This window comes from Synechococcus sp. SynAce01, from assembly GCF_001885215.1.
GTDB classification, from domain to species: Bacteria; Cyanobacteriota; Cyanobacteriia; order PCC-6307; family Cyanobiaceae; genus Regnicoccus; species Regnicoccus frigidus.
In genome coordinates, this window is sequence record NZ_CP018091.1 from 570,568 (window position 1) to 594,195 (window position 23,628).

The 23,628-nt window shown below is 66.6% G+C and carries 25 protein-coding genes; 12 read left to right on the forward strand and 13 right to left on the reverse strand.

What is annotated here, in order from left to right; genetic code table 11:
* Positions 1 to 231: 231 nt before the first annotated feature.
* From BM449_RS14905 to sppA, 10 genes are all read right to left on the reverse strand, one after another.
* On the reverse strand, positions 232 to 390 hold the full coding sequence (locus tag BM449_RS14905; protein WP_162922835.1) for a hypothetical protein: 159 nt from the start codon (positions 388 to 390) through the stop codon (positions 232 to 234).
* Between the two features lie 88 nt (positions 391 to 478).
* Entirely contained in the window at positions 479 to 1,981 is a 1,503-nt protein-coding gene (locus BM449_RS02985) for an AAA family ATPase (protein ID WP_071800007.1), read from the reverse strand.
* Positions 1,982 to 2,005: 24 nt separating this feature from the next.
* Positions 2,006 to 2,638: a DUF177 domain-containing protein gene (locus BM449_RS02990; protein WP_071800008.1), complete on the reverse strand. Its 633-nt coding sequence runs from the start codon at positions 2,636 to 2,638 to the stop codon at positions 2,006 to 2,008.
* Positions 2,638 to 3,777 (reverse strand): membrane protein insertase YidC, encoded by a 1,140-nt coding sequence (yidC, locus tag BM449_RS02995; protein WP_071800009.1) that lies wholly within the window; start codon positions 3,775 to 3,777, stop codon positions 2,638 to 2,640. Before yidC ends, BM449_RS02990 begins: the two co-directional genes overlap by 1 nt.
* A gap of 78 nt (positions 3,778 to 3,855) precedes the next feature.
* Complete coding sequence (locus tag BM449_RS03000; RefSeq protein WP_071801904.1) at positions 3,856 to 4,299, reverse strand: PH domain-containing protein; 444 nt, start codon at positions 4,297 to 4,299, stop codon at positions 3,856 to 3,858.
* Between the two features lie 59 nt (positions 4,300 to 4,358).
* Positions 4,359 to 4,748 (reverse strand): ribonuclease P protein component, encoded by a 390-nt coding sequence (locus BM449_RS03005; RefSeq protein ID WP_071800010.1) that lies wholly within the window; start codon positions 4,746 to 4,748, stop codon positions 4,359 to 4,361.
* A gap of 19 nt (positions 4,749 to 4,767) precedes the next feature.
* Positions 4,768 to 4,905, reverse strand: a complete 138-nt coding sequence (gene rpmH / locus BM449_RS03010) for a 50S ribosomal protein L34 (protein ID WP_006170261.1) — start codon at positions 4,903 to 4,905, stop codon at positions 4,768 to 4,770.
* A gap of 61 nt (positions 4,906 to 4,966) precedes the next feature.
* A complete protein-coding gene (locus tag BM449_RS03015) occupies positions 4,967 to 5,623 on the reverse strand; it encodes a DUF2808 domain-containing protein (protein ID WP_083544362.1) in 657 nt (218 codons plus the stop codon).
* Between the two features lie 93 nt (positions 5,624 to 5,716).
* Complete coding sequence (gene aroH / locus BM449_RS03020; protein ID WP_071801906.1) at positions 5,717 to 6,097, reverse strand: chorismate mutase; 381 nt, start codon at positions 6,095 to 6,097, stop codon at positions 5,717 to 5,719.
* A complete protein-coding gene (gene sppA / locus BM449_RS03025; RefSeq protein WP_071800011.1) occupies positions 6,094 to 6,906 on the reverse strand; it encodes a signal peptide peptidase SppA in 813 nt (270 codons plus the stop codon). Before sppA ends, aroH begins: the two co-directional genes overlap by 4 nt.
* A 53-nt stretch (positions 6,907 to 6,959) precedes the next feature.
* On the opposite strand from sppA, the gene BM449_RS03030 reads away from it, so the two are divergent.
* The 3 genes from BM449_RS03030 (at position 6,960) to BM449_RS03040 (ending at position 10,985) form a co-directional block, all read left to right on the forward strand.
* Positions 6,960 to 7,919: a DMT family transporter gene (locus BM449_RS03030; protein ID WP_071800012.1), complete on the forward strand. Its 960-nt coding sequence runs from the start codon at positions 6,960 to 6,962 to the stop codon at positions 7,917 to 7,919.
* Positions 7,916 to 9,001 (forward strand): glycosyltransferase, encoded by a 1,086-nt coding sequence (locus BM449_RS03035; protein WP_071800013.1) that lies wholly within the window; start codon positions 7,916 to 7,918, stop codon positions 8,999 to 9,001. Before BM449_RS03030 ends, BM449_RS03035 begins: the two co-directional genes overlap by 4 nt.
* Before the next feature lie 109 nt (positions 9,002 to 9,110).
* On the forward strand, positions 9,111 to 10,985 hold the full coding sequence (locus BM449_RS03040; protein ID WP_071800014.1) for a glycosyl transferase: 1,875 nt from the start codon (positions 9,111 to 9,113) through the stop codon (positions 10,983 to 10,985).
* On the opposite strand, the gene BM449_RS03045 is transcribed toward BM449_RS03040, so the two are convergent.
* A complete protein-coding gene (locus BM449_RS03045) occupies positions 10,951 to 11,505 on the reverse strand; it encodes a DUF721 domain-containing protein (RefSeq protein WP_071800015.1) in 555 nt (184 codons plus the stop codon). The genes BM449_RS03040 and BM449_RS03045 overlap by 35 nt on opposite strands.
* A gap of 94 nt (positions 11,506 to 11,599) precedes the next feature.
* Here BM449_RS03045 and BM449_RS03050 point away from each other — a divergent pair, with 94 nt between their 5' ends.
* From BM449_RS03050 to BM449_RS03070, 5 genes are all read left to right on the forward strand, one after another.
* Positions 11,600 to 12,376, forward strand: a complete 777-nt coding sequence (locus tag BM449_RS03050) for a PspA/IM30 family protein (protein ID WP_071800016.1) — start codon at positions 11,600 to 11,602, stop codon at positions 12,374 to 12,376.
* A 72-nt stretch (positions 12,377 to 12,448) separates the two neighbouring features.
* The gene (trxA, locus tag BM449_RS03055; protein ID WP_071800017.1) at positions 12,449 to 12,769 is read left to right on the forward strand and encodes a thioredoxin; all 321 of its coding nucleotides are present in this window, start codon (positions 12,449 to 12,451) and stop codon (positions 12,767 to 12,769) included.
* A 68-nt stretch (positions 12,770 to 12,837) separates the two neighbouring features.
* On the forward strand, positions 12,838 to 14,052 hold the full coding sequence (locus BM449_RS03060; RefSeq protein ID WP_120352816.1) for an aminotransferase class I/II-fold pyridoxal phosphate-dependent enzyme: 1,215 nt from the start codon (positions 12,838 to 12,840) through the stop codon (positions 14,050 to 14,052).
* A gap of 73 nt (positions 14,053 to 14,125) precedes the next feature.
* Complete coding sequence (locus BM449_RS03065) at positions 14,126 to 14,818, forward strand: biotin--[acetyl-CoA-carboxylase] ligase (RefSeq protein WP_162922836.1); 693 nt, start codon at positions 14,126 to 14,128, stop codon at positions 14,816 to 14,818.
* A gap of 77 nt (positions 14,819 to 14,895) precedes the next feature.
* Positions 14,896 to 16,155, forward strand: a complete 1,260-nt coding sequence (locus BM449_RS03070) for a M23 family metallopeptidase (RefSeq protein WP_071800018.1) — start codon at positions 14,896 to 14,898, stop codon at positions 16,153 to 16,155.
* Positions 16,156 to 16,187: 32 nt separating this feature from the next.
* Here the strand turns inward: BM449_RS03070 and BM449_RS03075 are convergent, their stop codons facing one another.
* Both BM449_RS03075 and BM449_RS03080 read right to left on the reverse strand, forming a co-directional pair.
* Positions 16,188 to 16,901 carry an ABC transporter ATP-binding protein gene (locus tag BM449_RS03075; RefSeq protein ID WP_071800019.1) on the reverse strand — a complete coding sequence of 238 codons (714 nt, stop codon included), beginning with the start codon at positions 16,899 to 16,901 and terminating at the stop codon, positions 16,188 to 16,190.
* A complete protein-coding gene (locus tag BM449_RS03080; RefSeq protein ID WP_269466087.1) occupies positions 16,898 to 18,457 on the reverse strand; it encodes an NAD(P)H-quinone oxidoreductase subunit N in 1,560 nt (519 codons plus the stop codon). The genes BM449_RS03075 and BM449_RS03080 overlap by 4 nt, the downstream gene beginning before the upstream one ends.
* A gap of 151 nt (positions 18,458 to 18,608) precedes the next feature.
* Here BM449_RS03080 and topA point away from each other — a divergent pair, with 151 nt between their 5' ends.
* Genes topA through BM449_RS03100 form a run of 4 tightly spaced genes read left to right on the forward strand, consistent with a single transcriptional unit; the run spans position 18,609 to position 23,621 of the window.
* A complete protein-coding gene (topA, locus tag BM449_RS03085; protein WP_071800020.1) occupies positions 18,609 to 21,347 on the forward strand; it encodes a type I DNA topoisomerase in 2,739 nt (912 codons plus the stop codon).
* Complete coding sequence (locus BM449_RS03090) at positions 21,347 to 21,829, forward strand: hypothetical protein (RefSeq protein WP_233831013.1); 483 nt, start codon at positions 21,347 to 21,349, stop codon at positions 21,827 to 21,829. The genes topA and BM449_RS03090 overlap by 1 nt, the downstream gene beginning before the upstream one ends.
* Positions 21,830 to 21,838: 9 nt before the next feature.
* Positions 21,839 to 22,492, forward strand: a complete 654-nt coding sequence (locus BM449_RS03095) for a DUF2232 domain-containing protein (RefSeq protein WP_071800021.1) — start codon at positions 21,839 to 21,841, stop codon at positions 22,490 to 22,492.
* The gene (locus tag BM449_RS03100) at positions 22,479 to 23,621 is read left to right on the forward strand and encodes a nicotinate-nucleotide--dimethylbenzimidazole phosphoribosyltransferase (RefSeq protein WP_311134027.1); all 1,143 of its coding nucleotides are present in this window, start codon (positions 22,479 to 22,481) and stop codon (positions 23,619 to 23,621) included. Before BM449_RS03095 ends, BM449_RS03100 begins: the two co-directional genes overlap by 14 nt.
* The last annotated feature ends 7 nt before the right edge of the window (positions 23,622 to 23,628 follow it).

The following is a 23,628-nucleotide window of genomic DNA, read 5'->3' on the forward strand; positions in this document are numbered from 1 at the left end:
GATTCAATAGTCAACAGCCAAGACCCCTGACAGCTTCTCCCAAGGCCATCTACATTGCCACTGAGAGCAAAGCCGTTGCCAAAAACAACTCAGGCCAGGGAGACCCGAGCGAATCGGGTCTTAGTGAGCACGGATCAACGGTTCGAGCACGTTCAAACGATCTAGATGCAGACAAGACAACACCTTCAGTCAGGTCCGTGAACTAGGCGCTCAAGTGGGATCCGGCCTGGCTCAGAGCACCTGGCCGACCATGACCGCGGCGAGGGCGGAAAAGACCGTGATTCCAAGGGCGGTGATGGGATTCTGGCCCTGGGCTACTGCAAAGCTGGTGATCACGCCGGCGCCGAGGAAGGCCACAGCCAGTTGGGTGGTAGCGGAAGGACGGTCCAAGGTGGGCTGGCAACTGCAGGCACCGTAGGGATCAACACCCTGGCCCCAGCTGGATTTCCGCTGTTTCGTTACCCGGTGTCGGGGTTCGTTACCGGGAGTCTGTTTTCGTTACACCCCGCAACCTGGAGGCAGGCCTGGCGCGGCCGCTGCTGGCCCACTGCTTGAGGGCATCCATCTGCTCCCGTGCCGTTCGCGACAGCGGTACAAGATCGCTGGCAGCCCGGATCAGGTCCGCTTCTGAAAAGTCACGGTGGGCACCGAAGCCGAGGTGCATGGCCTCCACCACGATCTGCTCGAGTTCGGCGCCGGAGAAGCCATCGGTGCGATCCACCAGCACCTCCAGGGGGATCGCATGGGCGGGACGGCGGCGGCGCAGCTGCAGATCCAGGATGGTGCGCCGCTCGGCCGCATCGGGCAGATCGAGCAGAAAGATCTCGTCGAAGCGCCCCTTGCGCATCAGCTCCGGCGGCAGGTTGGCCACACCGTTGGCCGTGGCCACCACGAACACCGCCGTGGTCTTCTCGGCCATCCAGGTGAGCAGGCTGGCCAGCACCCGCTGGCTGGCTCCCCCATCGCTGCGGCTGTCGCCCCCGAAGCCCTTGTCAATCTCATCGATCCAGAGCACGCAGGGTGCCATCGCTTCGGCCCGGCGGATCATGTCGCGGGTGCGCGCTTCGCTCGCTCCCACCAGACCGGCAAACAGCCGACCCACATCCAGCCGCAGCAGGGGCATCGCCCAGCTGTGGGCAATCGCCTTGGCTGTCAGTGACTTGCCCGTGCCCTGGGGCCCCACCAGCAGCACCCCCCTGGGCAGGGGCAGGCCATAGCGCTCGGCTTCGTCGCTGAAGGCCAGGCGGCGCTGGTCAAGCCATTGCTTGAGGGCCTCCAGCCCGCCGATATCCGCCGGGCTCGCCTCAGTGGGGCAGTACTCCAGCAGCTCGCTGCGGGCGATCGACTGGCGTTTTTCCTCGAGAACCTCAGCGAGATCGGCCTCACCGATCTGGCCACGGCGGGCTAAGGCCCGGGCGGCCACCTGGCGGATCCGTTGTTCAGTCAGACCGCTGCAGGAATGGACGAGCTGCTCGAGGGCATCGGCAGGGGGGCGATGCCCACTGGCCTGGGCGATGCTTTCGAGCAGGTCGCGGATCTCCCGCGCCGTGGGCAAGGGCAGATCGAGCACGGTGATGCACTCCTCCAGCTCCCTGGGCACCTGCCAGTCGGGTGCAGTGATCACCAGGGTCTGGGGCTGGCGGCGCAGGCTGATCGAGAGATTGCGCAGGCGCCGGCAGATGCCCGGATCATCGCAGTAGCGATGGAAATCGAGAAGCAGAAGAATGGCAGGCTGATCCTGGGGCAGGCTTTTGAGGCTGTCGAGGGCCGCCAGCGGATTGCGGATGGCCTCGGCCGAGCGATTCGGCAGCCCGGCGATCCCATCAACGAAATCCCAGCGAAACAGGGTGCGCTGTCCGAGCCGAGCCGCGGCCAGGCCCAGCAGGGTCTCAATCCGCTCCTCCTCCAGGCTGCGGATCCAGAGGATCGGAGCACGGGCACGGATCAGCAGGTCGAGTTGGTCCGACCAGGATTCAGTCATGGGCCAGCCTCCATCGCCATCGCCTCAACGCAGTTGGCCGAGCCGCGCCCAGCGCGGATCCAGCGGTGGCTCCGAGCTGGACGAACTGGGGCCTGTGGCCGATAGTTCCGCTGTGCTCCAGACGGCCGGGCCCGGGCAGGCAGCCCCACAGTCGTTGCGGCACGGCAACTGGAGGTGGAGCTGCTCGAAGATCCAGTGACCTGGATCAAACAGGCCCAGGGGGTCGAGGCACTCACTGGGGCTATCGGTCTCAATCGGCCAAAGGCCAGAAGAATCGAGATCACCAGCGCCTGAACCGCTGAAGTTGAGCAGCTGTTGCGCAAGGGATTCGGGCGTTGACGCGTCTGGCTCCAAAACCTCGTCGCCATCAGTGCCCAGAGCGATCAGCTCCTGACAGCGAAAGTGGAGGGGATGGTCGTAGTCCGCCAGACAGCGATCACAGCGCAAGCTGATGGTGGCGCTGGCCTCGCCATTCAACTGGAGTCCATCTCCCATCCAGAGCGCCCGGAGTTCCCCGCGCACCGGGGAAAGGGTTTCGATCTCGGCGAGATGCTGGTCCAGGGCCCAGTGCGCACCGGCCTGGAGCAGGCGCAACTCCTGCAGGGGGATGGGCTTGAGCGGCAGAGACTCCGGAATAGGGGGCCTTCGCCGCTCCATCACTTCTTACCCTTGGGCTCGAAGGGAAGACGCTCCATGCCGCCGCCGGCGGTGGCGGCCACCGCGACGGTCTGCTGGGCCAGCTGCTGATCGAGAATGACCTGGAGATTATCCGGCAAGGTTTCGCGGGTGAGCAGAAAGGTCTGCAGCCCCTGGAAGATGTTGGCCACCACCATGTAAAGAAGCACCCCGGCCGGCAAGGGGAAGAAGAGAAACATGCCGGTGATCATCACCGGGGTGATCTTGTTGGCCGTCGATTGCTGCGGATTGGGCGGCATGCCCATGCCCGAGAGAATCTGCGAGATGAACAGGGTGGCACCAAAGCCCCCCACCAGGATGGCGATGTCCCAGTTGATCGCGCCGTCGGTGTAGAAGCCCACCTGGCCAAGGGCCTTGATAAACAGGAAACCGCTACGGGCCGCCAGACCAGGAACCTTGGCCTCGATTGTGGCTTCACCGGTGCTGAGCGCTTCGATCTGGCCTGTCTCGCTCACCTTGATCACCCCATCCCCCTTGGTGATGCTCCAGGAGGGGGTGTAGGCCGTACCGTTCTCCACCCCTTGGAGCAGGCTGGTGAAGGACTCACCGCTCTTGGTGTGGAAGTTGATCTGGGCCACATCGCCAACGCCCAGCTTGGTGCCCTGCTCCAGGCTGGCGATCACCGGCACATGGTTGGTTTCGGTGATGAAGATCGAATGGCTGGCGCTGTTGAACGGCTTGGTTTCGACCGCTGCGATCTGGTCAGCCGGCAGAACCTTCAGGTTCAAGGTGTAGGGCACATCGGCAAAGGGGGACCCACGCAAGGTGGCAAAGAGCGCGAACAGGATCGGCATCTGCACCAGCAGCGGCAGACAACCGGCCAGGGGGCTGCCGAATTCCTTCATCAGCTTGCCCAGCTCTTCCTGTTGCTTCTTTGGATCGCTGGCGTGGCGCGCCTTGATTTCGGCCTGCCGCTTCTGCATGACCGGCTGGGCGATCCGCATCCTCCTGGCACTGCGGATTGAGCCGGCGCTGAGTGGAAACAGGGCAAGCCTGATCACCACCGTCAAGGCGACGATCGCCAGCCCGTAACTCGGCACCAGACCGTAGAAAAAGTCGAGGATCGGGAGCAGGAGGTTGTCGGAGATGTAGCCGATCACGGCGGGGTAGCGGCGGGGGTGGAAGGGGTATGGGAATCAGTGTGCCCCAGCAGGGAGGCAATCGCGCGGGTCAGCGGTTCAGGCGCTGGAAGCCTGGGAGACGCCGAATCCTTTGCTGTCGGGGCCCGCAAGACCGGCGACCGCACCCGAGGGGCTCCTGGCAGCAAGCCGCTCGAGGATGTAAGCCTCGGTTTCGCGGAACCGTGGAACCGAGCGCATCTCCAGCTTGAAACCGTCATTAAGCACAAGGACCATGTCTCCCCAGGCACCGAAGCCCCGGGAAACAGAGCGCACCTCTCGAATTTGGCCATAGCTGATCTGGCTGCGGTCGCGGCCGAGCCAGCCACCGGTCACGGAGATCCGGCGGCTGGTGATCCGATAACGCAGCCAGAGGGCCCGAACGATGGCCCCGACCGCGAAGGGAAGGCCGATCAGGGTGAGCCCGAAGACCAGGTTGAAAATCAGATCGCCGCGGGCCGGCCCGCCCTCATAGAAGACAGGCTCCGCGATGGGGCTGGGGATGGCCTGACCCGAACCAGTCGGGAGAGTGCTTGCGTTTGGCCCTTCAGGCCCTTGACCCGTCATTGGCTCAGACCCGCCTTCTGAAACAGCAACTCACATTCTCCCAGCAAGAGCTCCTCAGCGGCCTCGGCGCTGCCGGGCTTGAGGCTGAACAGCAACCACTGGCCGCTCAAGGGCTCAGGCAAGACCCTGCAATGGTTCTGCATCCAGCCATGGATCAAGCGCCGCAGCCGGTTGCGGCAGACGGAGCGTTTGCTGACCTTCGTGCTCACCACAACTGCGCCGCGACAGGGGCTGACTTTTGCAAACGCAGAGCCTTTGCTCAGCAGAGCCTCATCGGCTTCAAGGGTGCGTAGCACCATCCAGGAGCCATGGAATCGACGACCTTTGCGATAGAGGTGATCGAAAGCCCGATACCCCCTCAGGCGCAGGTCCGGCGGCAGGGCCATCGAACCGACCGTTGCGCGATCAGACCGCCAGGCGAGCCCGTCCGCGGCGGCGGCGGGTGCGGATCACGCGCCGACCGGTGTGGGAGCGCATGCGGACACGGAAGCCGGACACCCGCTTGCGCTTGCGGCTTGTTCCTTCCAGGGTGCGCTTGGTCATGGGGCGGCTCTGCTACTCGCTCTGGGTCGATGAACCAACGTATCAGTCAGGGGGCGGGTGGTTAGTTGGTGGCCGTTTCAATCTGAATCAGCCAGCTGCCCAAGTAGCCCGCGAAAGGCACATCTCCAGGCGCCTGGGCCAGGGCATTGAACTGATACATGCCGATGTTGAACGGATTGAAGATGTTCATATACACCCCGATGGTGCGATCGTCAGGGATGGGTCGATCGGGAAAGATGTCGATCGACTGACCGCCTTTGGAGATTTCCACCGTGGCTGGAATCTTCTCCAGGCAGCGGGTTCGCGACATCATGCCGCCTTCCTGCATGTAGCAGAGCTGAATGTCATTGGCCTCGATCTTGGCCTCGAAATTGTCTGGCACCGTCACGCTCAGCTTGAGAATGGCCGTGTTGCGGTCCTTGGCGCGCAACATCAGGTAGTACTCGGAGCGCTTCAGGCGTCCGGTATCCGTCATGAAGTAATAGAGCCGTTTGTAATCGCGATCGTTCTCCCAGCGGAACTCCACCAGGCCAGGAGTGCCCTGGGCTGAAGCTGGCTGCGGCGCCACGGCACCGCCCACAACGGCACCAACCAGGCCGGCACCGAGCCCCCCCAGGGCCAGGCCGGCCGCAGCAACGGCGAGTGCGGGCTGGCCGATCGGGCCGGGCCGCCGGAAGCGTCGCCGGCGAAGCTGGCGAAGAAGGTTGGGGAAGGGCATGGAATCGGAGCCGGGGTGGGTGGAAGGAGCAGCAACCCCATTCTCTGGCCAGACCCGCAACAGGGGAGTGGCGGGAGGGCAGCCGCCCAGCTGTCAGATGTGACCGGATCTGTCCGGACGGAGGAAGGCTGCCTGGCGCAAATAGGGATGCACGGGCGGACGGCCGGGTTCCATCCAGGCATGGGCCAGCAGCCGGATGCAGCGGGGCAGGTCTCCATCGACGGCCATCTGCTGGCAATCAAGCAGGGCCACCCCGTCCCAGCCGGTGTGGCGGCGGGCAATGGCGGCGGGGAAACAGGCCGTCAGATCCGCCGTCACCGAAAAGGTGACCGACAACACCTGGGCTCCCTGCAAGCTGTTGTGCTCGATCAAGGCATCGAGAAGCTCCTCCACCGAGGCCGCGATGGCAGCCACGGTGTTGGCTTCGGCGGTGGTGGCACCTCGCAGGGCCCGCAGATGCTGCCCCTCGCTCATGGCCGCCAGAGCCAGAGCGGCTGGCCGCACCAGGCCAGCTCCAGGCTGACGGCCTGGTGCAGCTGGCCCAGCAGGTTGCGGCCAGGAATCAGGAAGGCCAGTCGTTTCGGCGGCTTGCCATAGGTGGTGGGTCTGATCGTGTCTTCGTCCAATCCCGTCAGTCGGGCCAGCAGGCGGCGGGCGCTGTCCTCGTCGCCCAGTTCATCAACCAGGCCGAGCTCTTTGGCCTGGGCGCCGCTGAAGACCCGGCCATCGGCGAAGCCTCGTACCTCCTCCTCGCTGAGGCGGCGGCCCGTGGCGACGGCGGCCACGAACTGGCCGTAGCTGGAGTCGATCAACGCCTGGAGCAGCTGGCGCTCCGCCTCGGTGAGGGCGCGATCCGGCGAGAGAATGTCTTTGTAGAGGCCGCTCTTGACGGTTTCAAAACTGATGCCGATCCGCTCCAGCAACCTCGAGAGGTTGTTTCCGCGCAGGATCACGCCGATCGAGCCGGTGATCGTGCCCGGATTGGCCACGATCTTCTCGGCCGCCACGCCCAGGTAGACGCCACCGGAGGCGGAAATATTGCCGAAGCTGGCCACCACGCGACAGCCCTTTTCGCGAAGGCGCAGCACGGCCGCATGGATCTCCTGGCTGTCGCCCACCGTGCCGCCCGGGCTGTCGATGCGCAGCAGCAGGGCCGGGTATTCCCGCTCCTCCACCTTGCGCAGGGCCTTGAGCACCCGCTCGCGCGTACCCCCGGCGATCGCCCCCTCGATCGCGATGCGCGCCATGCTTTTACGAGACTTGCGGCGCCAGGGCCAGGGCATTCGCTGCGGTGCGTAGTCGCTGGATCTTAAAAAGGTGGTTGACGGCGGCTCCAATGACCCCAGCTTCACGTTGGCTGCTGATGCTCCTGCCCTTTGCGCTCTGGGGTACGGCGATGGCGGCGATGAAGCCACTGTTGGCCGGCGCAGGCCCACTCAGCGTGGCCTGGCTGCGCCTGCTGCCCGCCGGGCTGGCGGTGCTTCTGGCCGCCGTGGTGATGGGCCGATCCTTGCGGGTGGCCCCGGCAGACCGGCTCTGGCTGCTCGCCTTTGCCCTGATCGACGGCAGCCTGTTCCAGGGGCTGCTGACCCGGGGGTTGGGCAACACCGGCGCTGGGCTGGGCTCAGTTCTGATCGACTCCCAGCCCCTGCTGGTGGCGCTGCTGGCGCGCAGTTTGTTCGGCGAGGCGATCAATCCGGTCGGTTGGGTGGGGCTGCTGGTGGGGCTCGCCGGCATCGTCTGCCTCGGCCTGCCCGCTCCGCTGCTGCAGCACCTCTGGTTGGAAGGCCCCTCCACCCTGGGCGTCGAGGCCTGGAGCCATGGCGAACTCTGGATGCTTGGGGCCGCCGTGGCCATGGCGGTGGGCACCGTGCTCTGCCGCTTTGCCATGGCCCACAGCGATCCGGTGGCGATCACCGGCTGGCACATGCTGATCGGCAGCTTTCCTCTGCTGGGAGGCTCGGCGATGGCCACCGTTCTCGATCCCGGCGCCGCGCCGTTCTGGCCGGCCTGGAGCCGCATCGACTGGGGCCTGATGACCTACGCCAGCCTGCTGGGCAGCGCCCTGGCCTATGGCCTTTTCTTCTGGTTTGCCCGCCAGGGGGATCTCACCGGCTTCACCGCCCTCACCTTTCTGACCCCCGTGTTTGCCTTGCTCTGCGGGGTGTTGCTGCTGGATGAACGGCTGTTTCCCCTGCAATGGCTGGGTGCCGGCCTGGCCCTGGGGGCGGTGGTCTTGATCAACCAAAGGCAACGGCTCTGGGAAGGGCCCAAGGTGGCGGAGGCGAGCCCATGAGCCGATCGCCCCGCAGGCTGCTGGTGGTGAGCACGGCGGTGGGAACCCTGGGCAGTGGCAAGGGTGGTGGTGTGGAAGTGACCCTGGCGGGCTTGGTCGCCGGCTTGATCGACCGGGGCCACAGCCTCACCGTGCTGGCTGCCGAGGGTTCCAAGTTGCCGCCAGGCTGCGAAGCCGCCACCCTCTGGAGCCAGCCGGGGGTGGATCAGCCCAGCTGGCAACACCAGCCGCGCCAGGGGGGCGTTCAACTGCCGGCCGGCAGCCTGCTGGCCGGCCTCTGGGAAACGGCGCTGAATCGCCAGGGCGACTTCGACGCGATTCTCAACCTGGGCTACGACTGGCTGCCCTTCTGGCTGACGCGCCATCTGGCCACGCCGCTGTTCCACCTGGTGAGCATGGGATCGGTGGCCACGGTGATGGATGAGGTGATCACGGCCGTGGACCGCTGGAACCCGGGCAGGCTTGCCTTCCACAGCGCCGCCCAGGCCGGTGACTTCCGCCTGGGCAGGCCAGCGAAGGTGGTGGGCAACGGCTTTGACCTGGCGAGCTACGTCTTCCGCCCCCGGGCCGATCCCGAAGCCGGGCTGGGCTGGGCGGGACGCATCGCCCCGGAGAAGGGTCTGGAAGATGCGGCCGCCGTGGCGGCCCAGCTGGGGCGCCGGCTGTCGGTCTGGGGGTTGCGGGCGGATCCCGCCTATGCCCTGGCGGTGGAGGCTTCCGTCCCCGCCGGCACCATCGACTGGCGGGGATTCCTTCCCAGCGAACGGCTTCAGGCCGAACTGGGGGGCTGCGCGGTGCTGCTGAACACGCCCAAGTGGAACGAGGCTTACGGCAACGTGGTGGTCGAGGCGATGGCCTGCGGGGTGCCGGTGGTGGCCTACCGGCGGGGCGGCCCGGCCGAGCTGGTGCAGTCGGGGCTCACCGGGATGCTGGTGCCCCCTGACGACGGCGAGGCCATGGCCGGGGCCGTCGCGGCAGCCGAGCAACTCAACCGCTACGACTGCCGCCGCTGGGTGGAGCAGCACTGCTCCCGGGAGGCGTTCGCGGCCCGGATCGAGGCCTGGTTGAGCGAGGGCCTGTAGGTTCTGGGCGCCTGATCTCTGTTGCGTGCCCTTCGCCCGTCCGCCGGCTTCAGCACCACCAAGCTCCCCGGTCTGGCGGGCGCCCCCCTGGCTCGCAAGCCAGCGGGCAGTGCTGCTGATCGTTCTGGCGATTGGTATCCCATTGTTCCTCTGGCAGCTCGGGGCAACGGGCCTGGTCGATGAGACCCCACCCCTGTTCGCTGGCTCAGCCAGGGCCATGGCGGAGAGCGGCAACTGGCTGACCCCCTGGGTCAATGGCCTGCCCCGCTACGACAAGCCGCCGCTGGTCTATTGGCTGATGGCTCTGGTCTATGCCCTGCCTGGCCAGGAACAGTGGAATCCGCTCGGTACCTGGGCCGCACGGCTGCCCTCTGGCCTGGCCTCGATCGGGGTGATGCTGAGCCTGGCCTTCACGCTGTTGCGCTGGCCCCAGCCGGGCGATCAGTCAGGGGAACAGCCAACCGGGACCATGCCGTCGAGGCCACAGGTGGCCCTCACCGCCTTGACAGCCGCCCTGGCCTTCGCGCTCTCCCCCCTGACGCTGCTCTGGAGCCGCATTGCCGTCAGCGATGCGCTGTTCAGCGGCTGCCTTTCGGTGGCGCTGTTGTTGTTCTGGCAGTGCTGGGCAGAACCGCGCCGGCCCTGGTGGCCGGGATGGCTGGTGCTGGGGCTGGCCGTGCTCAGCAAGGGTCCAGTCGCCCTGGTGCTGGCAGGACTGACTCTGCTGGGCTTCGGCTGGAGACAGGGGGCCCTGGCGGCCCTGTGGCGACGGCTGAGGCCCGTGCAGGGCCTGGGCCTCAGCCTGCTGGTGTCCCTGCCCTGGTACGCCGCCATGCTCGTGGTGGAAGGGCGTCCGTTCTGGGACAGCTTCTTCGGCTATCACAACCTGCAGCGCTTCAGCTCGGTCGTCAACGACCACCTGCAGCCTTGGTGGTATTTCCTGCCGGTGATGGTGGTGGCCAGCCTGCCCTTCACCCCCCTGCTTGGTCTGGGCCTGGCCAGGGGCCTGAGGGACGGAGCGCGGCAAGGGACCACCCGGGGAGAGGGTGGCAGCGAGCGCCGGCCTGCTTCAGCCTCATTGCGCAGCTTCGCCGCCTGCTGGCTTCTGGCGGTGCTGGTGTTCTTCACCCTGGCGGCCACCAAATTGCCCAGCTACTGGTTGCCGGCCACGCCGGCTGCCGCCCTGTTGATAGCCCTAGCCGCCCAGGACAGCGCCGGCGGGCGCTTGTCCGGAGGGCGCCTGTTGTGGCTTGCCCAGGGACTCACCCTCTCGCTCACCTTCACCCTGGCTGTTGGGCTCTGGATGTCAGCGCTATGGGTGCCCTTGATCAACGATCCGGAGATGCCCACCCTTCCGGCGGAACTGCTGGCCAGCAGATTGGTCTACCGAGCAGCGTTCTGCTTCTCGATCGCCACAGTGGCCGGTCTCTGGCCATGGCTGCGGGGCTGGAGCTCCACTGGTTGGAGCCGGGGGCTCGCGGGCTGGTTGCTTGGCCTGCAACTGCCCCTCGTGGCCTTTCACCTGTTCGCCGTCCTGCCGATGTGGCAGCTTGGCGATGGCGTGCGGGGGCTGCCCGTTCGGGAAATGGCCGCGGCAGCCCGGCGGGAAGTCAGGCCCGGTGAATCCCTGGCGATGGTCGGGGTGCTGAAGCCATCGCTGCACTACTACAGCCGTCAGGTGGTGCTGTATGAGGGCCTCTCGGCCAGTGGTCTGGTGAACCTGAGTGACCGGCTGGACAACGAAACGCGCCGAGGGCAGCGGCCCGCAGCGGCGACGAGCTCGCCGACCGTGCTGGTGGTGATCGACGCCTCCACCAGCCAGCTGCCCTACTGGCAAAACCTTGGTGCGACGCCGTTGGCCAGCAACGGCATCTACCGGCTCTGGCGGGTGGAGCGCGCTCGACTGGATCAGGAAGCCGAGCGTCTGCAAGCTGCGGGCAAAGCCAGGATCAGCTGGAGGGATCCCCGCCCCGAGCGCTACTGAGGCCGCCGTCCTGGCGATGACAGAAGCTGCATTGCCCCCAGCGGCCCAGTTCTCCTGCTGGCGCCGGGCTGCCGCAGCGCGGACAAGCGGAGACACCGTGAACGTCGACCCGGCTGGGGTGAACGGCCCAGACCAGCGCCTCCGCTTCGGCCCCAGGAGTGGGCACCAGGCCGGGAAAATGCTGCTGAAAGCGGAGATCGCGCACCGAGAAACCAGCGCCGCGCAGGGCTCCAAGCAGTTGGTGGCGGTTGTAGCGCAGGGCTTGTAACCACTGGGGATGGCTGGCGCCGACGCTGAGCACCCCGGCCTGGAGATGGAGAGGCTGGCAGTGGGGAGCGAGCTGGCTGCCGGCGATGCGCGGCCACGCCTGCCAGAGAGCGACCAGATTGCCGTCCCGTTTCCACTGTCCCTGGAGAACGGCGAGGCAGTCGCCCAGACCGACGGCGGCAGGCCGGGGGGGAGCCGCCAGCACCTGAATCGTGCCGATCTGCCGGGTCTGATCGCGGGGAGCGATGGCCATGGCGAAATGTTAGGTGCGGCCCACGAAGTGCGGCCAACCGCCAGCCCACACCGCTTGACCGCCGCTACCCTCAGATCCGACCCCACAGTGATCCATGGGCTTCTTCGATCGGCTCAGCCGCCTGCTGCGGGCCAACCTCAACGATCTGGTCAGCAAGGCTGAGGATCCCGGCAAGATCCTGGACCAGTCGGTCACCGACATGCAGGCCGATCTGGTGAAACTTCGCCAGGCCGTTGCCACGGCGATCGCCAGCCAGAAACGGATCAAGAATCAGGCCGAGCAGGCCGACGCCCAAAGCAAAACCTGGTACGAGCGCGCCGAGCTTGCGCTGAAGAAAGGCGAGGAAGACCTGGCCCGCGAGGCCCTTAGCCGTCGCAAGACTTACCAGGACACCGCCACCGCCCTCCACAGCCAGCTCAACAGCCAGTCGGGCCAGGTGGAAACCCTCAAAAAGAGCCTGCTGGCCCTCGAAGGAAAGATCGCCCAGGCCAAAACCAAAAAGGACATGCTCAAGGCCCGCTCCCAGGCGGCCCAGGCCCAGGAACAGCTGCAGAGTGCCGTCAGCAGCATGGGCACCAACTCGGCCATGGCTGCCTTCGATCAGATGGAGGAGAAGGTTCTCCAGCAGGAGGCGCGCAGCGAAGCGGCTGCCGAACTGGCCGGAGCCGATCTCGAAAGTCAGTTCGCCTCCCTGGAGGGCGGCTCAGACGTGGACGACGAACTCGCGGCGTTGAAAAATCGCCTGGAAGGCGGCCCCTCGGCCTTGCCCCTGCTCTCCGCCGACACCCCCACCCCGGTTCTCGAACCGGTCAAGGTGGCCGAAGTGAATGCCGAACTCGAGGAACTCAAGCGCTCGATCGACAAGCTCTGAACCCGGGTCGCCACTCCTCTGATCCGCTCCGCCTCAGCGGATTCATACAATCGCGGCACTTGATCCAACCCCGTGGCTGTCGCCGTCTTCACCGATTCCAGCTTCCAGCTCGACGTGCTGGAGGCCAGCGGCACCGTTCTTGTTGACTTCTGGGCTTCCTGGTGTGGCCCCTGCCGCCTGATCGCTCCCCTGATGGACTGGACAGCGGAGCACTATGCGGGTCGGCTCTCCGTTGGCAAGATCGAGGTGGACGCCAACCCCAGCAGCCGCGACCACTACAAGGTTCAGGGCATCCCGGCCCTGATTCTCTTCCGGGACGGCAAAGAGCTGGCCCGCCACGAGGGTGCCCTGGCCAAACCCCAGCTGCAGGCCTTCCTCGACGCCCATCTGTGACGACCCGCCATGATCGGCCGCAGTAGTGGGCCGCGCTGATGGCCAGTTCTGACGGCGAAGTCATGCCGTTGCCAAGGTCCCGGCGTTCCAGCCAACTCGGCAGTGGTGTCTTCGCCCGCAACGACGGGCGCAAGGCGACCTACCGGCAGCAGGCCTCGGCTGCCCCTGCAGGAGAGCCCCCACGGCCCGGCCTGCTCGATCTCTCCCTCGGCTCCACCGATCTGCTGCCACCACCGGCAGCGATCGCGGCGATGGCCGCCGCCCTCGCCCAGCCCAGCAGCGCCACCTACTGCCTCCATGACGCCACGGGTCCGTTTCGGCGGGCCGTGGCCGACTGGGCCCAGAGGCGTTTCGGCGTGGCGGTGGATCCGGAGTCGGAGGTGCTGCTGCTGGTGGGATCCCAGGAGGGCACCGCCCACCTGCCCCTGGCCGTGCTCAACCCAGGCGAGTCGGCCCTGCTGCTCGATCCCTATTACCCCTCCCACCTCGGCGGTCTGCAGCTCGCTTCGGCCGTTCCCCTGCGGCTGCCGTTGCAGAGCGAAGCCGGCTGGCGGCCCGACTTCGGCCGTCTTCCCAGCAGCCAGTGGGATCAACTGAAGCTGATGGTGCTGGGGTTCCCCCACAACCCCACCGCCACGGTGGGCTGCCAGGAGTGGGTGGATGAGGCGGCGCACCTGGCTGCGCGTCACAACATCGTCTTCGCCCACGACAATCCCTACGTGGATCTAGCCCTGGAGGGTGAGGCTCCGGCCCTGTTACGAAACCCGCACTGGCGCCGGTGCGGGATTGAGTTCTTCTCTTTTTCGAAGAGCTGGTGCCTGGGTGGATTCCGGCTGGCCTTCGCGATCGGAGCAGCCCCGCTGATCCTGGCCTTGCGCCAGGTGAAGGGAGTGATTGATTTCAACCAGTCGCTGGCCCTGCAGGCCGGCGCGATCGCCGCCCTTGAGCAGGCCCCCGAGTGGCCCGATCGGCTCAAGGCGGTGTACCGGCAACGGCGGGACCGCATGGCGCTGGCCCTGGAAGCGGAGGGATGGCCCGTGAGCAAGCCTTCGATGGCCCTCTATCTGTGGCTGGCCCTGCCACCGGCGGCGCGGGCGGCAGGGCTGGGATCGGAGGCCTTCTGCGCCGCCTTACTCGAGCACACCGGCGTGGCGCTTACGCCTGGCAATGGCTTCGGCCCCGCTGGTGAGGGCTGGGTCAGGCTGGCGCTGGTCCATCCAGAAGGGGCGCTGGCTGCCGGTGCCAGTCGAATCGGGCGCTGGCTGCAAACGCTCTCGCCGTGATGCCGTGATCGGGGCGATTGCGGCTTCACGGCAGCGGCTGCTCCACGCCCGTCATTCACCGGCACTGGCTTCCATGGCGCTGTCCTGGCGGCTGCATGGCCTGCCGGTGTGTGGCAGTACCGAGGTCGTTCTCAATCAACTTCTTGCCGCCGGCGCCAGCGCGCCCCTTGCCGTGTTCAGCCGGCGGCAGCGCTATGGCCATGGTCAGCGGGGGAGGGTCTGGCTCTCGTCCCCTGGCGGCGTGTGGCTGAGCGCGGCCCTGCCCTGGCCCCAGAACCCAGCCACCGCCGCAGATCCCGGCCTGGCGGTGGCTGTCGGCCTGGCCCTGCAGCTGGAAAGCCTCGGACTGAAGGCGGAAATCAAGTGGCCCAACGACCTGCTGCTCGACGGACGCAAGCTGGCGGGGTTGCTGCCGCGCTTGCGGCTGAGATCCGGGCGCATCCGCTGGGCCCAGGTGGGATTGGGGGTCAATGGCCGCAACCGGGTACCCGAGGGAGCGATCAACCTGGCCGAAGCGCTGGGACGTCGATGCCAGACCAGCGCGGTGGAGGCCCTCTCCGCCCGCATCCTCTCGGCCCTGGACTGGGCGGCGGGCCATGCCGGCGATCCGGACGGCGTTGTGATCGAAGCCCGTCAACGGCTACACCTGCCGCCCGACCCCCTGCGGATACGGGGAGAACCGTGGCAGGCCGTGGGACTGAACCGGGACGGCAGCCTCGCGCTGGCCCTCGGTGAGCGGCGCCTGGCCTGGCATCGCACGTTTTGATTCTGAAGAGCGTTTGTTTCTGAAGACCGTTCTTGACCTCAGTCATTAAGATCTTTACGCCATAGCAGCGGCTTCCCTTGCATCGCCAGCCTTACCGACACCTGCCTGGCCTGCTGCTGGGCCTGGTCTCGACGATGGTCACGCCGTTGGCCTTTGCTCAGCTCGGCGAGCCAAGCGGTGCAGGCCAAGCGGGAACGGAATCCCAGAGCCCTGCACCGACGGCGACAGAACCTTCAGCCCCTACGCCCTCCCGGGCAACCCCCGCAACGGCGGCCCCATCGGCCATGACGCCGCCAGGCAGCCTGAAGCAGGGTGCAGGCAGCCCATCCCTGCGGCTCCCAGCCGGCATTCCACCGGCTCCACGTCGCCCAGATCCAGCCCAGCTGAGGCAGGCGAAACCCCAGTCCTTCGACCGGGCCCTCGATCAACTGGACCTCGATCAACTGGTCAGAGATCGAACCGTCAGTCCAGCCGAGCGGGCCAGAGTCCGTTCGGCTGGCGTCCTCCAACCCAGTGCCCCCCTGGCTCACCGCAAGGCCTGCGCGGCCGGGGCCCTCTCCGCCAGCGAATGCCGCGGCGTTCAGGTGCGCTGGCCCGGTGGCTCCGGACCGTTGGCTGCCGGAAGTGGCGATGAAACGGGCAGCGGCTTTGCTGGAGGTGGCTTCGCTGGTGGCGGTGCCGTTGCGGGCCTCACCCCGTTACCCCCGCTGACCGTGCCCGTTTCAGCCCTGTTGACTGGAGCCGGGGGCAGCTTCCGACTCACCGATGTTTTCCGGGTGACCCCGAGGCCGGCCCCCCTGGCTGGCAACGGCAACCGCAGCCTGCTGTTTCCCCTGATCGGTTCAGCTGTCACCAGCAGTGATTTCGGTTGGCGCCTGCACCCGGTGCTGGGCAGCTGGTTGATGCATGCCGGCCGCGACCTGGCCGCTCCTGAAGGCACCCCGGTGGTGGCAGCCCTGAGCGGCCGGGTGGTCAGCAGCGGCCTGGCCGGCGGCTACGGCCTGGCCGTCGAACTGGAGCACCAGAGCCCCAAACGCCGCACGCTCTACGGCCACCTTTCCGAGCTGTTCGTCAAAGAAGGGGAATGGGTGGAGCAGGGCACGGTGATTGGCCGCGTGGGCAGCACCGGTCTGAGCACAGGCCCGCATCTGCACTTCGAGCTGCGCCAGCCCGAGAACGGAGGTTGGGTGGCTGTGGATCCTGGCGAACTGGATCCGGGCCGGAACCTCGCCGCAGGCAGCGACGCCATCGCTTTGCTGATGGGCCAACTGCTGGAGAGCCTGGAGCGGCCCCAAGCTCTGCCAAAGCCGAAGAGCAGCCCGGCGGCAGCAGGCTGACGCCGCCTACGGCGGGCCCGGCAAGCAGCGGCTCAATCAGCCACACGGCCATCGCGGAAGTGGACAATTCGCCCAGCCCTGGCGGCCACGTCGTCTTCGTGGGTGACCATCACCACGGTCATACCTTGATCATGCAGTTCATCGAAGATGGCCAGCACTTCCTGGGTGGTGTGGGAATCAAGGGCGCCAGTCGGTTCGTCGGCTAGCAGCAAGGCAGGCTGGTTGATGATCGCCCGGGCGATCGCCACCCGCTGCTGCTGCCCGCCGGAGAGTTCATTCGGCTTGTTCTCGAGCCGGTGCCCGAGGCCCACGCGCTCGAGCGCCTCTTGACCCCGCTCTCGCCGTTGGCGAGCGGGCAAGCCGGCGTAGACCATCGGCAACATCACGTTGTCCATGGCGCTCATGTTGGGCAGCAGGTGGAACTGCTGAAAGACGAAGCCCAGCCGGCGGTTGCGCAGGTCGGCCAATTCGTCGTCAGAGAGATCCTGAACCGGGGTGCCGCTGAGCAGGTAGCTGCCGCTGGTGGGCCGATCCAGGCAACCGATGATGTTCATCGCCGTGCTTTTACCTGATCCCGAAGCCCCCATCACAGCCAGGTAGTCACCGGATTCCACGGTCAAGCTGAGATCGTCGAGGGCGCGAACCTCGGTATCGCCGGATCCGTAGACCTTGCTGATGTGGCTGAGTTGGGCCACCGGCTCCAATTGGCGGTCCGTGGTGGACCGGAGCCGGGCGGTAGTGGTCATCCCAGGGCAGCAACAGTGGCCGAACCGAGTGCGATCGCCTTCTGCAGCATCGGCGTACCGGCGACGGCCCCATTGGCCCAGTTGAAGAGGGGATTGGAGAGCACACCGCCCACAGCCGTGATCAACACGCAGGCCACCAGGGCAGCCCGCAGCGGCTGCATCCCAGCGAGATTCCAGGTGATCGCCGGATAGGCCTTGACCACATCAGAGGCTTCCTGAGGCTCTTTCACCACCATCATCTTGATCACGGAAATGTAGTAGTAGATCGAGACCACAGAAGTAATCAGACCGACGACGACAAGCAGATATTGATGATCAGCCCAGCCGGCGAAGAAGAGGTAGATCTTGCCGAAGAAACCCAGCATCGGCGGAATGCCACCAAGCGAGAGCAAACAAAGGCTCAACCCCAAGGTGATCAGCGGATCTTTCTGATACAGACCAGCATAGTCGGAGATGCGATCACTGCCCGTGCGCAACGAGAACAGGATGATGCAGGCGAAGGCGCCCAGATTCATGAACAGATAGGCGGCCAGATACAGCACCATGGCGGCGAAGCCTTCCTCTGTTCCACAGACCAGCCCGATCATCACGAAGCCGGCCTGGCCGATCGAGCTGTAGGCCAGCATGCGCTTCATCGAAGTCTGAGCCAGCGCCACCACATTGCCCAGGGTCATGCTGAGGATGGCCAGCACGGTGAACAGCACCTTCCACTGGGCATCAAAGCTGTCGAAACAACCGACCAGCAAACGTAGGGCCAAGGCAAAGCCTGCTGTTTTCGAGCCCACCGAAAGAAACGCGACCACCGGCGTCGGCGAGCCCTCGTAGACGTCCGGGGTCCACTGGTGAAATGGCACAGCGGCGATCTTGAACGCCACCGTGGCCAGAACAAACACCAGGGCGAGGGCCGTGACGGGGGTGGCGCTGGTCTGCAGGGCCAGGCCAACAGCCTCCAGGCTGGTGGAGCCACCGGTGAGGCCATAGAGCAGCGAAGCTCCGTAGAGGAAAACGGCGGCTGCGGAGGAACCCACCAACAGATATTTCAGTGCGGCCTCGCCGGAGCGGGCATCCCGCTTCATGTAGCCCGAGAGCAGGTAGCTCGACACCGAGAGAGTTTCCAGGGCCACAAAGATGCTGACCAGATCAGTGGCACCGCACAGGAACATGGCCCCGAGGGTGGCGGCCAACAAAATCGCCGCGTACTCCCCCACGGGCGTGCCGCTCTGCTCCACATAGCGCCAACTGATCAACAGCGAAAGCAAGGTGGAGGCGGCGACCACGGCGCGGAAGGCCACCGCCAGGTTGTCCGCCAGGAACGAGCCTAAAAAGGATGGCTCGACCGGGGCATCCCACTGCAGCGCCAGAAGCACCAGAGACGTGCCCAGGCCCGCATAACAGATCGATGGCACCCAACGGCTGGCGGCCTTTTCGCCGGCCAAATCAACCAGCAAGCAGAGGAGCAAGGCCACCAGAACGGCGCTCTCCGGTGCAATCGCACCGGCATTGAGCTGAAGAGCCGTGACGCCCAAACCAGGGGCGGAGGTGGCGGCAGAACCCAACTCGGCGAGCAAGGTGGAAGGGGCGTCGAGCGGGTAGGTCAAAGCTGCAAAAAGACCGCCTGTTGCAGCGGACTGTAGCGGCGTTCGGCTGACTTCAGGCGCAGCCCGGCCCGCCGATGCGATAAAGAGGGGAGCGGTTTAACGCCTGCCTGTGGCGCACACCCTGGTCATCGTCGAGAGCCCCACAAAGGCGCGAACCATCCGCGGCTTCCTGCCGAAGGATTTTCGTGTCGAAGCGTCGATGGGGCACGTGCGCGATCTCCCCAACAACGCCAGCGAGATTCCGGCGGCCTACAAGGGCGAGAAGTGGGCCAACCTCGGCGTCAACACAACCAAAGACTTCGAACCGCTCTATGTGGTGCCGAAGGACAAAAAGAAGATTGTCAAGGAGCTCAAGGACGCTCTCAAGGGCGCCGAGCGTGTGTTGCTGGCCACAGACGAAGACCGGGAGGGGGAGAGCATCAGCTGGCACCTGCTCCAACTCCTCTCGCCGAAGGTTCCCGTCAAGCGGATGGTCTTCCACGAGATCACCAAGGAAGCGATTGGCCGGGCCTTGGACCAGACCCGCGAACTCGACATGGAGCTCGTCCATGCCCAGGAGACCCGGCGGATCCTGGATCGGCTGGTGGGCTACACCCTCTCGCCACTGCTCTGGAAGAAGGTGGCCTGGGGGCTCTCGGCCGGCCGGGTGCAATCGGTGGCGGTGCGGCTGCTGGTGCAGCGTGAGCGGGCCCGGCGGGCCTTCCGCAGCGGCAGCTACTGGGACCTCAAGGCCCAGCTCGCCAAAGGCACGGCCGGCTTTGAAGCCAAGCTGACCCACGTCAAGGGGGAACGGATCGCCGGCGGCAGCGATTTCGATGAAACCACCGGCGCACTCAAAGCAGGCAGCAAGGTGCGCCTGCTGGCCGAAAGCGAGGCCCTGAACCTCCAGGCCACGCTCCGCTCCCTGCCCTGGACGGTGACGGACGTGGAGGAAAAACCAACCGTGCGCAAGCCGGTTCCTCCCTTCACCACCAGCACCCTGCAGCAGGAGTCCAATCGCAAGTTGCGGCTCTCGGCCCGCGACACAATGCGCACGGCCCAGGGGCTCTACGAGCGGGGCTTCATCACCTACATGCGCACCGACTCGGTGCACCTCTCCGATCAGGCGATCACGGCGGCCCGCAGTTGCGTGGCTGATAAATATGGCCAGGACTACCTCTCCCCGGCCCCCCGCCAGTTCACCACCAAGAGCCGCAATGCCCAGGAAGCCCATGAGGCGATCCGTCCGGCCGGTGACCGCTTCCGCACGCCCAAGGACACCGGGCTCGATGGCAAGGATCTCTCGCTCTACGAGCTGATCTGGAAGCGCACGGTGGCCAGTCAGATGGCCGACGCCCGCCTGACCATGCTCAGCGTGGAGCTGCAGGTGGGTGAAGCCCGTTTCCGGGCCGGCGGCAAGCGCATTGATTTTGCCGGCTTCTTCCGCGCCTATGTGGAAGGCAGCGACGACCCTGATGCCGCCCTCGAAGGCCAGGAGGTGCTGCTGCCGGCCCTCGTTGTGGGCGATACCCCCGCTTGCAAGCAGGTCGATGCCCTCGGCCACCAGACCCAGCCTCCAGCGCGCTACAGCGAAGCCGCGCTGGTCAAGATGTTGGAGAAAGAAGGGATTGGCCGGCCTTCCACCTACGCCAGCATCATCGGCACCATCGTTGATCGCGGTTACGCCACGCTCGCGAACAACTCGCTCACCCCCAGCTTCACCGCTTTTGCGGTGACCGCGCTGCTGGAGGAGCACTTCCCGGATCTGGTGGACACCCGCTTCACGGCCCGGATGGAAACCAGCCTTGATGAGATCTCGACTGGCAAGGAGCAATGGCTCCCTTACCTGAACAACTTCTTCAAAGGAGACCAGGGGCTTGAGACCCTGGTGCAGCAGCGCGAGGGCGACATCGACCCCACCGCGTCGCGGACCATCGCCATGGAAGGTCTGCCCTGTGTGGTGCGGATCGGCCGGTTCGGGGCCTATCTGGAAGCCAAGCGCGTGGCTGAAGACGGAAGCGAAGAACTGATCAAGGCCACCCTGCCGATCGAAATCACCCCCGGCGATCTCGATACCGAGCACGCCGAGCTGATCCTCAAACAGAAGACCGAAGGGCCTGAGAGCATTGGCGTCGATCCCGAATCAGGCGAGGCCATTTATCTGCTGTTCGGGCAGTACGGCCCCTACCTGCAACGGGGCGAGGTGGGTGAGGAGAACCTCAAGCCGAAGCGGGCTTCCCTGCCCAAGGGCCTCAAGCCTGAAGACCTCAGCCTTGAGGCCGCCCTCGGGCTGCTGCGCCTGCCCCGGCTGCTGGGCGAACACCCCGATGGCGGCAAGGTGCAGGCAGGACTGGGCCGCTTCGGCCCTTACATCGTTCATGACAAGGGCAAAGGCGAGAAGGATTACCGCTCGCTCAAGGCCGAAGACGACGTGCTCCTGGTGGCCCTGCCCCGGGCGATCGAGCTGCTCGCCATTCCCAAGAAGGGTCGCGGCGGCCGCACCGCCTTGAAGGATCTCGGCAGCCCGGGCGGCGAAGGAGAGTCGATCGGGGTGTTCGACGGCCCCTACGGGCTGTATGTGAAGCAGGGCAAGGTGAACGCGTCGCTGCCCGAAGGCAGCACGGCAGACACGATCACCATCGAGGAAGCGGTTGCCCTGTTGGCGGCCAAGGCCGCCACAGGCAAAGCCAAGGCCAAGGCCCGCAAGCCTGCCACCGCCAAGAAAGCCGCTGACGCCAAGCCGACGACCACCAAAGCGGCAGCAACCAAAACGGACAAAGCCGGCGCCAAACCCGCCAAACTCCCCGCCAGCAAGACAGGCCGCCCCCGGGCCAGTGCGGTGCGGATCATCAAGGCCGCCTCGAGTTGATGCCGGCCCCGCGCGCGCCGATGCTGAGCAGCGCGCTGACGCTCGCCCTGCTCATGGGCGGTTGCAGCGGCAACCCCGTCGCTGAACAGCTGGCGGCTGGCTTCGAGTCGCCAGCCTCCCCGGCCACACCGCCGGCCCCAACCCCGGCTCCCCCCGCAACAGCGGAAACCCCGGCCAGTCCAGCAACCCCGGGGCCAACGACCCCAGCAACAACAACGGCCACAACCACCGCGCCGACGGCAACACCGGCCCCGGCAACACCGGCCAAACCCGTGGCCGGAGCCATGCCTTATCGCATCACCATCCAACTGAGCGGGGTCGATCCGGCCGCCCCCGCTGAAGCGGTGACCGCCGCCCTACGCAAGGCGGGGGTCCGATTTGAAGTGGAAACGATCGAGCGGATCCCCCAAGCTGGCGCCGAAGCCAAGCCATCAGGCCCGGGCCAAGCAGCAACCAGCTCAGCCGCACCGGCCCCCCGGTGATCCGCAACCATGGACCCGTCCTCCCGCAATCTGAGCCGGCGCCAGGCCCTGAAGCTGGTTGAAACGGCCTACCTGGCCGCCGCCACCGCCCTGCTCTGGGCCGGCCTCTATTACCTGCCGGTGGGTGGAGCCCTGTTCCGACTGGCCCTGCCGTTGCCCCTGGCCTTGCTGCAACTGCGCCAGGGCTGGCGCTGCGGTTGGGAGGGCACGGCTGTGGCAGCGCTGCTGCTGGTCGCCCTGATGGGCCCGATCCGCGGGCCCTTGGTGCTGTTTCCCTACGGCTTGCTGGCGCTCTGGCTGGGCTGGGGCTGGAGCCATTCGAGGAGCTGGTGGCTCACCTGGGGAGTGGGCCTGCTGATCGGCAGCGCCGGTTTTCTGGTGCGGGTGGCGGTGCTCTCCCTGTTGCTTGGCGAAAATCTCTGGGTGTTGATCACCGCTGCGGCTGCGGCCCTGCTGGAGCGGCTGAGCGGGGTGCTGCAACTGGGCGTCGCCCCGGATCTGCAGCAGGTTCAGATCATGGCGGTGCTGCTGGTGCTGGTTCAGAACCTGATCTATGTGCTGGCCCTGCATGCCGTGGCGTACTGGATCTTTCCGCGGCTCCAGGCGCCGATCACGGAGCCGCCATCACAATTGCGGGCCCTGGTGAGCCTTGATCCGCTCTGAGCACGACCCCGGCGGCGGAGCGGCAGAGATCTGGGCAACGCACGTTCGGCTGGGCGCTCCCAATAGCCTGCTGCTGCTGCTGCTGGCCGGCACCGAGACTGCCGAGGTTCCCGGCATCTCCGCCGCCGGGGCGACGGCGGCCTCCCGGCGCTGGACCGCCGCCGCCGATGCGGAGTTATTGCTGCTTGGACCGGGCGGTCACCGCCCCCATGCCCTGCCGCCACTGCCGGCAGGCGTCAGCCCCGCCTTGATCTCCCACGTGGTGCGCAAGGAATTGGCGCTCCTCACCCTGGTGGTGGACCTGGGCTGCCCGGTCGCACCGGCCGTTGCCCACCTGCAACTGGCCGAAGCGCCAGCCCGCTGCCTGAGCACGGGGGCCGCCATGGCCCCCGAGAGGGTCAGGGGTCTGCTGGCCCTGGGCCGGCGCTGGGGCCAACGCTGGGGACGCCAGCGCGGCACACCGCCCCCGCTGCTGTTGGCGGAATGTGTTCCGGGCGGAACCAGCACGGCCCAGGCGCTGCTCTGCGGCCTGGGCATCGGGGCCGCCGGGCTGGTAAGCGGCAGCCTCAAACAGCCGGCCCATGGCTTGAAAGGCGCCTTGGTGGAGCGGGGCCTGCGCGCCGCTGGTCTCTGGGACCAGGCCAAAGCCGGCGGAGCCGATCCCCTGGCGGTGGTGGCCGCGGTGGGGGATCCGATGCAGCCGCTGGCCGCCGGTGTGCTGCTGGCCGCCGCCGAGGGCGGGCTGCCGGTGCTGCTCGCCGGCGGCAGCCAGATGGCGGCGGTGCTGGCGCTGGCGCTTGCCTTGGCACCAGCTGGCCTGCGGCCGCAACTGGCGGGCCTGGCCGCCCTGGCCACCACCGCCTGGGTGGCGGGGGAGGCGAGCAGCGACCTGGAGCTGTTGCTGAAGCGAATCGGCGATCGCTGGCAGGTGGAGCCCCTGGCCTTTGCCAGCAGCCTGCGTTTCGGTGGCTGCCGCAGCGCCCCCCTTCGCGACTACGAGCGTGGCTATGTCAAGGAGGGGGTGGGTGCCGGCGGGCTGGCCCTCCTCTGGGAACTGAGCGGCCGCCGGCCAGAGGCCCTCGCTGAAGCCTGTGATCTGGCCTGCGAACAGCTGCAGGGCTGCTCCTAGGGTCCAG

Bases quoted from the DNA above. Each gene is read 5' to 3' on its own strand.
- BM449_RS02985 (WP_071800007.1), bottom strand. From the start codon at position 1,981: ATGACTGAATCCTGGTCGGACCAACTCGACCTGCTGATCCGTGCCCGT.
- BM449_RS02990 (WP_071800008.1), bottom strand. From the start codon at position 2,638: ATGGAGCGGCGAAGGCCCCCTATTCCGGAGTCTCTGCCGCTCAAGCCC.
- BM449_RS03005 (WP_071800010.1), bottom strand. From the start codon at position 4,748: ATGGCCCTGCCGCCGGACCTGCGCCTGAGGGGGTATCGGGCTTTCGAT.
- rpmH (WP_006170261.1), bottom strand. From the start codon at position 4,905: ATGACCAAGCGCACCCTGGAAGGAACAAGCCGCAAGCGCAAGCGGGTG.
- BM449_RS03015 (WP_083544362.1), bottom strand. From the start codon at position 5,623: ATGCCCTTCCCCAACCTTCTTCGCCAGCTTCGCCGGCGACGCTTCCGG.
- aroH (WP_071801906.1), bottom strand. From the start codon at position 6,097: ATGAGCGAGGGGCAGCATCTGCGGGCCCTGCGAGGTGCCACCACCGCC.
- sppA (WP_071800011.1), bottom strand. From the start codon at position 6,906: ATGCCCTGGCCCTGGCGCCGCAAGTCTCGTAAAAGCATGGCGCGCATC.
- BM449_RS03030 (WP_071800012.1), top strand. From the start codon at position 6,960: ATGACCCCAGCTTCACGTTGGCTGCTGATGCTCCTGCCCTTTGCGCTC.
- BM449_RS03035 (WP_071800013.1), top strand. From the start codon at position 7,916: ATGAGCCGATCGCCCCGCAGGCTGCTGGTGGTGAGCACGGCGGTGGGA.
- BM449_RS03045 (WP_071800015.1), bottom strand. From the start codon at position 11,505: ATGGCCATCGCTCCCCGCGATCAGACCCGGCAGATCGGCACGATTCAG.
- BM449_RS03050 (WP_071800016.1), top strand. From the start codon at position 11,600: ATGGGCTTCTTCGATCGGCTCAGCCGCCTGCTGCGGGCCAACCTCAAC.
- BM449_RS03065 (WP_162922836.1), top strand. From the start codon at position 14,126: ATGGCGCTGTCCTGGCGGCTGCATGGCCTGCCGGTGTGTGGCAGTACC.
- BM449_RS03075 (WP_071800019.1), bottom strand. From the start codon at position 16,901: ATGACCACTACCGCCCGGCTCCGGTCCACCACGGACCGCCAATTGGAG.
- BM449_RS03090 (WP_233831013.1), top strand. From the start codon at position 21,347: ATGCCGGCCCCGCGCGCGCCGATGCTGAGCAGCGCGCTGACGCTCGCC.
- BM449_RS03095 (WP_071800021.1), top strand. From the start codon at position 21,839: ATGGACCCGTCCTCCCGCAATCTGAGCCGGCGCCAGGCCCTGAAGCTG.